Raw genomic sequence first — 11,523 nt, forward strand, 5'->3', positions numbered from 1 at the left:
GGCCACCCGGCCCGCACCTTCCCCGCGTGGGGCGTGCTCACGCCAGGATGTCGATGGTGCCCTTGACGACGGCGAGCCCGGCCCCCACGAAGGCGATCACGATCACGAACAGGCGCGCATGGTCGTCGCGGACGAATCGGCCCAGTTTCTCGCCCAGGACGATTCCAGCCACGATGACGAGGCCGATCGCCGCCCACATCCACGGAGCGAGGACGGGCGCCTGTGCGGGGTCGAGGAGGAACTTTGTGACGAGCGTGACCAGCCCGATGCAGACGAAGAACGGCTGCAGCGTCGCGGCGAAGGGGCGCTGGGGCCAGCGGGAGAGCACGGCGTAGGCGCTCACGGCGGGGCCGCCAACCCCGGCCATGGAGTTGGTGAGCCCGGCAGCGAACCCGGCGAACGCCTTCGGTGCGTTGCCCCGGACCACCACTTCGGTGCGCTGGAGCACGAGCGAGAGTGTCAGCGCCACCAGGACGATCACCCCGACCGTGACCGACAGGGGTGCGGCGGGGACGGCGACGGCGAGGAACGAGCCGGGGACGGAGCCGGCCAGGGACGGCACCACCAGCCAGCGGAACATGCTCCAGTCGATGTCCTTCCACACCCGGCCCACGATGATGGACGAGGACACGACCGCGCAGGCGTTGACCAGGAGGATCCCCTCGTGCGGACCGAGGATGATGACGAGGAACGGTGAGATCAGCAGCGCGAAGCCCAGACCCGCGATGCGCTGTGCCACGGCCCCCACCAGGATGGAGGCGAGGACGATGAAGAAGATGCCGAGAGCCACCCGCTCACAGTACGCACCCACGCGCCGCCGCCACCGTCCACCGTCCACCGTCCACCACCGGCGGTAGCCTGTCCTCATGACAGCAACCTCCGCCCTGGCCACGGCCGACTGGCGCCGGCGCGTCTTCGGTCTCTACGCCGACGTCCGCGCATGCGCTGTCTCCGAGTCGCCCGAGACCGCCCACGGACTGTGGCGGCGGGGACGCGACGAGCTGTTCCGCGACCATCCGGCGTCAGCGCTGGACGCCGGTGTCCGGTCCGCCTTCACGGGTCTCGCCGTGGCGCCCTACGACCCCGCCTTCCGCTTCGAGGCACTCGTGGACCCCGAGGGTGAGGGCGAGGTCATGGAGGTGCCCACCGGCACGGACGGCGTCGTCCCGTTCCGCCGGCTCGGCTCCGTCATGCTGCAGGGACTGGGCACGCTGGGCCTGTGGGAGCTGGGCTCCTACGGCGGCGGCCTGTTCCTCCCCCTGCACGATCGGACCGCGGGGAGGCCCGGCGGGTCGTACGGCGGCGGGCGCTACGTCCTGGACACCGTCAAGGGCGCGCACCTGGGTGAGGGGCGGGCCCCCGGCAGCCTCGTGGTCGACCTGAACTTCGCGTACAACCCGTCCTGCGCCTACGACGAGGAGTGGGCGTGCCCGCTGCCCGGACCGGCCAATCGGCTCGCGGGCGAGGTCCCGGTCGGCGAGCTGTACCGGGACTACCGCTAGCGGACCCCGCACCACCCGTCCGGAAGCGGTCCGGGACCCGTGCGGACCACGCCGTCGCCCCTCCACGATGACGCCGAATCGTTGGCCCGGAATGCTGGACTGCTCCATGCCGGGACGGTATGGTGCCCCCTCGCACATCGGTGACCGGGCCAGGCTCTATCATGGGAAGCACGCACCCATACTCCAGGAGGTTCCGATCACAGACACGGCTGCCCAACACGACATCTACTTCGGAGCACCCGAGCCGGAGAATGAAGCCGAGATCCTCGCCTCGGCGTCTCGCGCGGCGGTCGCCCGGTTCGAAGGCCGCTCCGACATCACGACGGTCAAGCGCCGCTTCACCCTGATCAACCAGGACCGCACCCCGCAGCAGGCCATGGTGGAGGATCTGCTGTTCATCCGTTCCGCCCTGGACACGGCAGGCATCGACTTCCTGCTCGTGCGCGGGAACGACCAGCGTCCGGTGATCGCCGTCGACCTCGCCAACCGCGAGAGATTGCGAGCCGCCCTGGTGGAGGCCTGCCGCGACGAACCCTTCTACTCCCGCACGGTCGACACGAAGCGCCGCACCACGCTCCTGGTCAGTGACGGGCGGCTGTCCAGCAGTGAGAAGGCGAGGATCTTCCGGCTCTTCCGACCGCGCATCGAACCGCTCGGCGGCCTCGCCTACGGGCCCTCGGCCGGCGTGCAGATCGAGCTGTGGACCCTCGGCGACACAGCGATCGAACTCCCGGTGGAGAACTCGCTGACCCGGCGCACCCTGCCCGCGGCCGAGTTCGTGCGCGGCGAGGTGGTGCGGCACGGCCTCAGCTGGCCCACGATCGACAACATGTTCGCCGACCACGCGACCGACATCGACTTCGACATCGACCTGGTCTACTCCTGGGTGGACGGCAGCAGCCCCGAGTACCGGGCCGCCCGCGCCGCCCGCATGCAGGGCGTGACGGTGGGCGAGGGCGACGACCACGAGGCGCGCTACCGGCAGATCGACGAGCTCAAGTACACCCTGCGCTCCGTCTACATGTTCGCGCCCTGGGTGCGCCGCATCTTCATCGCGACCGACTCGGAACGCCCCGCCTGGCTGGCCGAGCACCCGTCCGTGACCTTCGTGCGCTCGGAGGAGCACTTCCTGGACACCTCCGTGCTGCCGACCCACAACTCGCAGGCCGTCGAGGCGCAACTGCAGCACATCCCCGGACTCTCCGAGCACTTCCTCTACTCCAACGACGACATGTTCTTCGGCCGGCCGGTCGCACCGGACCTCTTCTTCTCCCCCGGGGGCATCACCAAGTTCATCGAGGCCGACACGCGGATCGGTCTCGGGGAGAACGACGCCGAGCGCAGCGGCTTCGAGAACGCCGCACGCGTCAACCGGCGCCTGCTGCACGAGCGGTTCGGCCGCATCACCACGCGGCACCTCGAGCACGCGGTGACGCCCCTGCGCAGGAGTGTCCTGCTCGAGATGGAGGCGGAGTTCGCCGCCGAGTTCGCGGCGACGGCGGCGTCCCGCTTCCGCGCCAAGGACAACATCTCCGTGACCAACTCGCTGTACCACTACTACGCGCTCCTCACCGGCCGGGCCGTCACGCAGGAGTCGGCGCGCGTGAAGTACGTGGACACCACGGCGCGTTCGGAGCTGAAGAGCCTGAACAAGATGCTCGACAAGCGGAACCGGGATCTGTTCTGCCTCAACGACGGCAGCACCTCCGACATCCCGGCCGACGAGCGGGCCCAGCTGGTCACGGCGTTCCTCGAGAAGTACTTCCCCGTCAAGGCGCCCTGGGAGGTCTGAGCAGGCCGCCGCACCCCCGCGACTGGCGGGGGCATACATCGTCGCCGTAGGCTCTCACGCGGACCACTATCAGCAGCGAAAGGCATCACCATGGGTTTCCGTCCCAGTCACATCCCCCTCCGCCTCATCACCGGGGCCTTCATCCTCAACTCCGGCCTCGGGAAGAGGGGCCTCGACGAGGGCACCGCCGGTTATCTGCAGGCGATGGCCGCCACGGCGTTCCCCCAGGCCGCCCAGCTCGAGGCCGGCCAGTTCGGCAAGCTCCTCGCCTCCTCGGAGATCGCCGTCGGGTCCGCGCTGCTCGCCCCGTTCGTGCCCAGCAGGCTCGCGGGCCTGGGCCTGCTCGCCTTCTCGGCCGGGATGATGACGATGTACTTCCGCACCCCGGAGCTGACGGAGAAGGACGGCATCCGCCCCACCCAGGACGGCATCGCCGTCGCGAAGGACAGCTGGATGGTCGCCATCGCCCTCGCGCTGGTGCTCGACGGCAAGAAGAAGACGAAGTAGTCCGGAGCCCTGCGTACCCGAGCGGGCGCAGGGCACCCCGGTCCGCCGAGCAGACAGGATCTCCCGCATGTGCGGACGCTTTGTGATCGCCGGTTCGAAGGCTGATCTCGTCGACGCCTTCGAGGTGGACGAGGCGGTCACCGAGGAGGTGGAGCGATCCTGGAACGTCGCTCCGACCGACGTCGTGCAGCTCGTGGTCGAGCGGCTCCACCCGGAGACCGGGGAGCTGACGCGGCGGCTCGAACCGGCACGCTGGGGACTCATCCCCTCCTGGGCGAAATCCGCGTCCGTGGGCGCCCGGATGATCAACGCACGCAGCGAGACGGTGCTGGAGAAGCCCTCCTTCCGTGCCGCGGCGCTCCGCCGCCGGGCGATCGTGCCCGCCGACGGATACTACGAGTGGCGGAAGAACGACGACGGCTCGAAGACGCCGATCTACCTGCACGGCCGCGACACCCCGCTGCTGGGCTTCGCCGCACTGTACGAATTCTGGCGCGACCCCTCGACGGCGTCGACAGCGGACCCGCAGGGCACCTGGGTGGTCAGCTGCACCATCATCACCCGCCCCGCCACCGACGCGCTCGGCCGCATCCACGACCGCACGCCGGTCATCGTACCGGCGGAGCTGCACGGCGAATGGCTCGATCCACGGACCGACTCGCGGCCCGCGGTCCAGGAACTGCTCGATGCCATCCCCGATCCACACCTCGTGCCGCGCCTCGTCGGGAGCCGGGTGGGATCCGTGCGGAACAACGGACCGGACCTCATCGAACCGCTGCCCGGGGACGACGACCCCGACCGGTACTGATTGCCCATGACGTCCCAGGAGACTGCCCCATGACCTCCACGCCCGACGAGCGGACCGCGTCCTCGACAGCTCCACAGCCCGACGACCGGCGTCAGACGCTGGTCATCATGGGCGCCCAGGGCGATCTGACCTCCCGATTGCTCCTCCCCGGTCTCGGTGGTCTGATCGCCGCCGCCGCCCTGGACGACCTCGTGCTGATCGGGAGCGGGCGAGGCTCCTGGAGCCGGGAGAAGTGGCGTTCGGTGGTCGCGGAGGGGTTTGCCGCGGGCGAGGCGGAGGGCCCCGCCGTCGCCGCGGTCGCGCAGAACGCCGAGTACCTCCGGGCCGATGTCACCGACGAAGGCGATCTGCGGACGATCCTCGCGGCCGGCGAGGGCCGCATCACCTTGTACTTCGCCCTCCCTCCCGAGGCGACCATCGCCGCGTGTCGCGTGCTGGCCCGTATCGGGGTGCCCGAGGGCACGCAACTGGTCCTCGAGAAACCCTTCGGCGTCGACCAGGCGAGCGCGAACGCCCTCAACGAACTGCTCCACGGGCTGGTACCGGAGGACCAGCTGTACCGCGTCGATCATTTCCTCGGCATGTCTACAGTGCTGAACATCCTCGGGATCCGCTTCGCAAACCGTGTGGTGGAACCCCTGCTGACGTCGGAGCACGTGGAGTCCGTCGACATCGTGTTCGACGAGACCCTCGGCCTGGAGGGTAGGGCCGGGTTCTACGACGGCACCGGCGCGCTGCGCGACATGATCCAGAACCATCTGCTCCAGGTCCTGACCCTCGTGGCGATGCAGCCCCCCGCAACCGTCGATCCACGCGATGTACGGGACGCACAGGCCCAGGTGCTCCGGGCCACCCGGGTGTGGGAGGACGACCCCGAGCACTACAGTCGCAGGGCCCGCTATTCGGCGGGGCAGGTCGGCGGGAAAACGCTGCCGTCGTACACGGACGAGGACGGGATCGACCCCTCCCTGCAGACCGAGACACTGGCCGAGGTGGTCTTCGCCATCGATACCTGGAGATGGTCAGGGGTGCCCTTCCGGGTGCGATCGGGCAAGGCGATCGAACCGCCACGCCAGGAGGTGGTGGTGACCTTCAAGGATCCGCCCCAGGTGCCGGGCGGGCTCGGCGGCGGGGACATGGTCCCGAACCGGCTCAGGATCGGCCTGGGACCGCGCCGCGTCGACCTCGAGCTGAACAGCAACGGAAGTGGTGACCCGTCCTCGACCTCGCCGCTGACCCTCGGATCCGGCTTCGGCCCCGGGGACCTCCTGGAGTACGGCGAGGTGCTCAGAGGTGTGCTGACCGGCCAGACGTCCCTGTCGGTGCGGGACGACATGTCGGTCGAAGCATGGCGGATCGTCCAGCCCGTCGTCGATGCCTGGCAGGACGACAGGGTACCCCTCGACGAGTACGGCGCCGGGACCGCCGGGCCGGCGACCTGGGAACACCTGCCCTGGTCCAGCGAGGCGATACGCTGAAGCCCATGGGCTCGACGAAGCATCAGACGATCATGGGATTCGCCCGCACCACGGCCAGGCGCGCCGCCCTGGCGATGTTCTCGGCGCAGGTCGTCGTGATCCTGGGAGTCGTCGGGGTGGATGCCTACCAGAAGCGGCAGCGCACCAGGCGCGAGGGCTTCCCCCAGCCGGGGACCTTCGGCACGACGATCAGCGAGACCGAGACCACGGTCTACACCTACGGCGAGGACCTCTTCGACGCGATGATCGACGCGATCGACGGGGCCGAGCACCAGGTGCTGCTCGAGACGTACATCTGGAAGGGTGACGCCGTCGGCGCCCGCTTCCGGGACGCCGTCAACAGGGCGGCGGAGCGCGGTGTGAAGGTCTTCGTCATCTACGACGGCTTCGCCAATCTGGTGGTCAGGCCGTCCTTCTACTCCTGGCATCCCCTCGTCAACGCCTACCGCTTCCCCGTGCTCCGCCTCTCCATCCTCTTCACCAATATCCGCGGCACGGGGCTGGACCACCGCAAATTGCTGGTGGTCGACGACGAGGTCGGTTTCCTGGGCGGGTACAACATCGGCTCCCTGTACGCGACCAAGTGGCGCGACACGCACCTCGAGGTCCGCGGCCCGAGCGTGTGGGACCTGCGCGAGGCGTTCGTCGGCTTCTGGAACCTGCGCGCCAGGGCGGGCCGGACCGAGTTGCCCGATCTCAGCGCCACGTTCTGGGAACCCCGGATCCGCGCGGTGAACAACATCCCGGCCAATCTCGTGTTCCCCATCCGCGGCATGTACCTCGACGCGATCAACCGCGCCCAGCGGCACATCTTCATGACCACGGCCTACTTCATCCCGGACCGCCAGATTCTCGATGCCCTGCTCCGGGCCAGCAGGCGCGGGGTGGACGTGCGCGTCCTCCTGCCGGAGGACTCCAACCACGTGGTCTCCGACTGGCTGTCACGCGGCTTCTACTCCTCGCTGATCGGCGCCGGGGTGCAGATCCTGCTCTACCAGAACTCCATGATCCACGCGAAGACCGCGACGATCGACGGCCAGTGGAGCACCGTGGGCACCGCGAACATCGACCGCCTCAGCCTCACGGGGAACTACGAGATCAACCTCGAGATCTTCGACCAGCGGCTCGCCGCCATCATGGAGAACATCTTCGAGGTCGATTCCTCGAACAGCCGTGTGCTGACGGAGGAGGAGTGGGACCGCCGCCACTTCGTGGCCCGCGCGAGCGAGATCATCCTCGCCCCCCTGCGTCCGTTCCTGTAGTCGGCCCGTTCCTTCAGTCGTCCCGGACGTGCCTCACGGGTCGGTCTGGTCCGGCCCGGCGAAGCGCTGCAGGTAGCCGCGGCGGGAGGAGTCCACGTGCCCGCTCATGAGTCGCCCGGCGTCGGGCTCGTTCCCGGCGTCGATCGCCGCCATGATGGCCCGGTGCTCCCCCCACGACTGCCTGCCCCGGTGGTCCACGTCGACGGCGTAGAGCCACTCGATCTTCCCGGAGATCTGACGGAGGAGGGCCGCCAGGGAGGCGCTGCCGCTGAGCTCGGCGACGCCGAGGTGGAACCGGATGTTCAGTTCGGGCAGTTCCGCCAGGGCGTCGGCTGCCACGGCGCGATCGCCGGCGTCGAGGATGTCCGTCAATGCCCGGCGCGCGGTCCACCAGCGGCTGCTCGGGGCATCGCCTGCGAACTGCTCCGCCGCCCTGCGGGCAGCACGACGCGCGATGGTGGACTCGATCACGCCACGCACGGCGAACAGGTCCTCGGCGTCGTCGAGGGGGATCTCGGCGACGGTGGACCCGGCATAGGGCCGGGACTCCACGAACCCCTCGGCCTCCAGCGCTCGCAGCGCCTCCCGCACCGGCACGCGCGACACACCGTACTTGGAGGCCAGCGCGGCCTCGGTGACGCGGGAACCGGCCGCCAGGGCACCGAAGATGATGTCCCGCCGGATCGCATCGAGCACGCGCTGGGGCGCCGCGACGTCCTGGTCAGGCCGCAAAAGCCGCACCGGGAATGGCCCCGAGGAGCTCCCGCGTGTAGTCCGCCGTCGGATGGTTGAAGACCTCGTCCACGGTGCCATTCTCCACGACGACGCCGGATCTCATGACCACGACACAGTGGGCGATCTGCCGCACCACCGAGAGATCGTGCGTGATGAAGAGATAGGTGAGCCCGAGCCTCTCCTGCAGATCCGCCAGCAGTGTCAGGATCTGGTCCTGGACGAGCACGTCCAGCGCGGAGACGGCCTCGTCGCAGATGAGGAGTTCGGGTTCGAGGGCGAGCGCGCGGGCGATGGCGACCCGCTGCCGCTGTCCGCCGGAGAGTTCGTTGGGCCGGCGCTGGGCCACGGTGCGCGGCAGGGCCACCTGGTCGAGCAGTTCCGCCACGCGGTCCTGGCGGCTGCTGCGGCTGCCCACGCCGAAGATCCGCAGGGGCTCGTCGATGAGGCGCTCGATGCTGTACGTGGGGTCGAGCGAGCCGTACGGGTCCTGGAAGACGGGCTGCACCTTGCGGCGGAGGGCCCGGCGTCGCGCGCCGCGCGTGGTGGTCAGGGATTCGCCGTCGATCAGCGCCCGGCCGGACGACGCCGTCTCCAGGCCCAGGATGATGCGCGCCACCGTGGTCTTGCCCGAACCGGACTCCCCCACCACGGCCGTGGTGGTACCCGGCTCCACCTCGAAGGAGACGTCGTCCACCGCGCGGATGCTGCTGCCTCGCTGGCCGCGCAGGGCGAACTCCTTGACCAGGCTCTCCACCACCAGGATGGATCCGGCGCGGGCGGGGTTCTCCGGTGTCGGATCGGCCAGGGTGCCGGCGCCGAGGGCAGCGGCGACCGACGGCGCGGCGGCGACGAGCTGCCGGGTGTACTCGTGCTGGGGATCGAGCAGGATCTCCCGGGGAGTGCCCACCTCCACGATGCGGCCCTCCGACATGACGATGATCCTGTCCGTCCGGTCCGCAGCCAGGCCGAGGTCGTGGGTGACGAACAGCAGGGAGGTGCCGCGCGCGTCCACGAGCGACTGCAGGTGGTTGAGGATCTGCCGCTGCACCGTGACGTCGAGCGCCGAGGTGGGCTCGTCCGCGATGAGCAGTTCGGGTTTTCCGGCGAGCGCGATCGCGATGAGGACACGCTGCCGCATGCCGCCCGAGAACTCGTGCGGGTACTGGCCGTAGCGGCGCTCGGCATCGGGGATACCGGCCTCGGCCAGGAGCGCCACGGCCTGGCTGCGGATCTGCGCGCGATCCGGCTTCCCCTCGGTCGTCCGGTTGGCCACGAGGGCATCGGCGACCTGCGCGCCGATCCTCATGGCCGGGTTCAGATTGGACATCGGGTCCTGCGGGACGAGCCCGATCCGCTCCCCGCGAATGGCCCTCATGACGGGTTCGGAGGCGGTGGCGAGGTCCTCGACCTCGCCCCTCGTCGTTCCGCCGCCCAGCACGATCGATCCGTGCGTGATGCGTCCGCTGCCGGGCAGCAGCCGCAGGATCGCGCCGATGGCGGTCGACTTCCCGGAGCCCGACTGTCCCACGATGGCCACGCGCTCCCCGCGCCGCATCGAGAAGCCGATCCGGTGCAGGACCGGGGTCCCGCCGAAGGCGATCTCGAGATCGGTCACCTCGAGGATGTTCTCAGCGTCCTGCAGCATAGCCCTGTGCTCCTCGTGGATTGGCGGCGGCGGAGAGCACGCCGGTCCGTGGGTCCCTGACGACCGAGGAGAGGCGGCCCAGCGCCCAGTCCCCCGCCCGCGTGATCATGTGCCCGCGGGCCTCGAGCCCGGCGATGACGTCCTCGCCCAGCCGGTCCTCGACGACGGCGCCGCCGGGCTCCCAGGTACGCGGCCAGAACGACCCCGGGACGGACGTGGTGTGGAGGGCGGGGGCGTCGATGGCCTCCTGCGGCGTGTACCCGCCGACGATGGTCCGCAGCAGGTAGAGCAGCTGCCACTGGTCCTGCTGGTCACCGCCGGGTGAGCCCAGCGCGACCACGGGCTCCCCGTCCTTCAGGACGAGCGTGGGAGTGAGCGTGGTACGGGGCCGCTCTCCCGGCTGCAGGGTGGAGGGCGCCCCCTCCTCGAGCCACGTCATCTGCAGGCGTGAGCCGAGGCAGAAGCCCAGCTCCGGGATGGTCGGCGAGGACTGGAGCCACCCACCGCTGGGGGTCGCGGAGACCATGTTGCCCGCGGAATCCACGACGTCGATGTGGCACGTGTCCCCGCGCGTCTCGCCGCTCCGGGAGACCGTCGGCTCACCCACGCCGGCGAAGCTGCTGCCGTCCGCGAGCGCCGGGGGCGTGTAGTCGGTGCGCAGGGGCGGGACGAACGCCGTGCGGCCGGGGACGCTTCCCGGGCGGAACTCCAGCGAGGCCGTGTCCGCGATGAGGGCGCGCCGCTCGGCGGCGTACTCGGGAGAGAGGAGGTGCTTGAGGGGGACGTCGCCGTCCCCGTAGTAGGCCTCGCGGTCCGCGTAGGCCAGCTTCTGGGCCTCGAGGATGGTGTGCGCCCCGAGCGCCGTGGACGGATCGAGGTGGTCGTCGTCGAAACCGTCGAGGATCGCGAGGGTCTGCAGCAGCGCCGGCCCCTGGCCCCAGCCACCGGTCTTGGCGATGGTGTGGCCGCGGAACTCGAGCGTGGTTGCCTCCTCGTAGCTGGCTTCGAAGTCAGCGAAGTCCTGGACTGTCATGACCCCGGCGTGATCGAGCCCCGAGGAGTGCCGGTGCGGTGTCCTGATGAACTCCGCGGTGGCCGTCGCCACGAGGCCGGTCCGCCATTCGCGCCGTGCGGCGTCGATCCGCTCGCCGCGCGTACCACCGCCGGTCGCAGCGTCCGCGAGGGAGTCGAGGACGCGCGCGTACGCCTCGTTGCGGATGATGTCGCCCTCGCTCGGTGGGACGCCGTCGGGCATCCAGAGCGCCGCCGAGGTGGGCCAGTGCTCCGTGAACAGCTCGGCGACCGTGGCGATGGTCGCCCCCACGCGGCCGAGGACGGGGTGCCCGTCGCGGGCGTAACCACTGGCGAAGGCCAGGACGTCGCCGAGCTCCCAGGTACCGTGGTCGCGCAGCAGGAGCAGCCAGGCGTCGACGGCGGCGGGCACGGCTGCGGCGAGGGCACCGGCGCCGGGGACGAGTTCCAGGCCCTCATCGAGATAGTGCTCGCGGGTGGCTGCGGCCGGTGCCGGGCCCTGGCCCATGAGGACGATCGGCCGGCCCGGCTCCTCGGCCGTGGCGAAGACGCCGGTCATGTCGCCGCCGGGGCCGTTGAGGTGGGGTTCGACGACGTGCAGCACGAAGGCGCCGGCCACGGCGGCGTCGAACGCGTTGCCGCCCCGCTCCAGGACGGCCTGCGCGGAGGCGGTGGCGAGCCAGTGGGTGGAGGCACTCATGCCGAAGGTGCCCTGCAGGGTGGGTCTGGTGGTGAACGGCTCGGGGGGTGTGTAGGTCACGG

The 11,523-nt window shown here is 70.2% G+C and carries 10 protein-coding genes; 6 read left to right on the plus strand and 4 right to left on the minus strand.

Annotated elements, in window-relative coordinates:
* Window positions 1–37: 37 nt before the first annotated feature.
* Window positions 38–868: a sulfite exporter TauE/SafE family protein gene (locus Q0747_RS08795; protein ID WP_298253650.1), complete on the minus strand. Its 831-nt coding sequence runs from the start codon at window positions 866–868 to the stop codon at window positions 38–40.
* Here Q0747_RS08795 and Q0747_RS08800 point away from each other — a divergent pair.
* The 6 genes from Q0747_RS08800 to Q0747_RS08825 all read left to right on the plus strand — a co-directional run bounded on the left by Q0747_RS08800 (window position 867) and on the right by Q0747_RS08825 (window position 7,349).
* Complete coding sequence (locus Q0747_RS08800; protein ID WP_298253652.1) at window positions 867–1,502, plus strand: DUF1684 domain-containing protein; 636 nt, start codon at window positions 867–869, stop codon at window positions 1,500–1,502. The genes Q0747_RS08795 and Q0747_RS08800 overlap by 2 nt on opposite strands.
* 106 nt (window positions 1,503–1,608) lie before the next feature.
* Entirely contained in the window at window positions 1,609–3,294 is a 1,686-nt protein-coding gene (locus Q0747_RS08805) for a stealth family protein (protein ID WP_298253654.1), read from the plus strand.
* 90 nt (window positions 3,295–3,384) lie between these two features.
* A complete protein-coding gene (locus Q0747_RS08810; protein ID WP_298253656.1) occupies window positions 3,385–3,801 on the plus strand; it encodes a hypothetical protein in 417 nt (138 codons plus the stop codon).
* A gap of 67 nt (window positions 3,802–3,868) precedes the next feature.
* Window positions 3,869–4,609, plus strand: coding sequence for an SOS response-associated peptidase (locus Q0747_RS08815; protein ID WP_298253658.1), 741 nt, complete (start codon window positions 3,869–3,871; stop codon window positions 4,607–4,609).
* A gap of 29 nt (window positions 4,610–4,638) precedes the next feature.
* Window positions 4,639–6,087, plus strand: a complete 1,449-nt coding sequence (locus tag Q0747_RS08820; protein WP_298253660.1) for a glucose-6-phosphate dehydrogenase — start codon at window positions 4,639–4,641, stop codon at window positions 6,085–6,087.
* A gap of 5 nt (window positions 6,088–6,092) precedes the next feature.
* A complete protein-coding gene (locus tag Q0747_RS08825) occupies window positions 6,093–7,349 on the plus strand; it encodes a phosphatidylserine/phosphatidylglycerophosphate/cardiolipin synthase family protein (RefSeq protein WP_298253662.1) in 1,257 nt (418 codons plus the stop codon).
* 33 nt (window positions 7,350–7,382) lie between these two features.
* Here Q0747_RS08825 and Q0747_RS08830 read toward each other — a convergent pair whose 3' ends face one another.
* Genes Q0747_RS08830 through Q0747_RS08840 form a run of 3 tightly spaced genes read right to left on the minus strand, consistent with a single transcriptional unit; the run spans window position 7,383 to window position 11,521 of the window.
* A complete protein-coding gene (locus Q0747_RS08830; protein ID WP_298253664.1) occupies window positions 7,383–8,081 on the minus strand; it encodes a GntR family transcriptional regulator in 699 nt (232 codons plus the stop codon).
* Entirely contained in the window at window positions 8,071–9,729 is a 1,659-nt protein-coding gene (locus tag Q0747_RS08835; RefSeq protein ID WP_298253666.1) for an ABC transporter ATP-binding protein, read from the minus strand. Before Q0747_RS08835 ends, Q0747_RS08830 begins: the two co-directional genes overlap by 11 nt.
* Window positions 9,713–11,521 (minus strand): gamma-glutamyltransferase family protein, encoded by a 1,809-nt coding sequence (locus tag Q0747_RS08840; protein ID WP_298253668.1) that lies wholly within the window; start codon window positions 11,519–11,521, stop codon window positions 9,713–9,715. The genes Q0747_RS08835 and Q0747_RS08840 overlap by 17 nt, the downstream gene beginning before the upstream one ends.
* Window positions 11,522–11,523 lie beyond the last annotated feature (2 nt).

Origin of the sequence: uncultured Arthrobacter sp. (assembly GCF_947493765.1) — a bacterium.
Classification (GTDB): Bacteria; Actinomycetota; Actinomycetes; order Actinomycetales; family Micrococcaceae; genus Arthrobacter_D.

Coding starts and splice junctions, on each gene's coding strand:
- Q0747_RS08800 (WP_298253652.1), top strand. CDS start 867: ATGACAGCAACCTCCGCCCTGGCCACGGCCGACTGGCGCCGGCGCGTC.
- Q0747_RS08795 (WP_298253650.1), bottom strand. CDS start 868: ATGAGGACAGGCTACCGCCGGTGGTGGACGGTGGACGGTGGACGGTGG.
- Q0747_RS08805 (WP_298253654.1), top strand. CDS start 1,609: ATGCCGGGACGGTATGGTGCCCCCTCGCACATCGGTGACCGGGCCAGG.
- Q0747_RS08810 (WP_298253656.1), top strand. CDS start 3,385: ATGGGTTTCCGTCCCAGTCACATCCCCCTCCGCCTCATCACCGGGGCC.
- Q0747_RS08815 (WP_298253658.1), top strand. CDS start 3,869: ATGTGCGGACGCTTTGTGATCGCCGGTTCGAAGGCTGATCTCGTCGAC.
- Q0747_RS08820 (WP_298253660.1), top strand. CDS start 4,639: ATGACCTCCACGCCCGACGAGCGGACCGCGTCCTCGACAGCTCCACAG.
- Q0747_RS08825 (WP_298253662.1), top strand. CDS start 6,093: ATGGGCTCGACGAAGCATCAGACGATCATGGGATTCGCCCGCACCACG.
- Q0747_RS08835 (WP_298253666.1), bottom strand. CDS start 9,729: ATGCTGCAGGACGCTGAGAACATCCTCGAGGTGACCGATCTCGAGATC.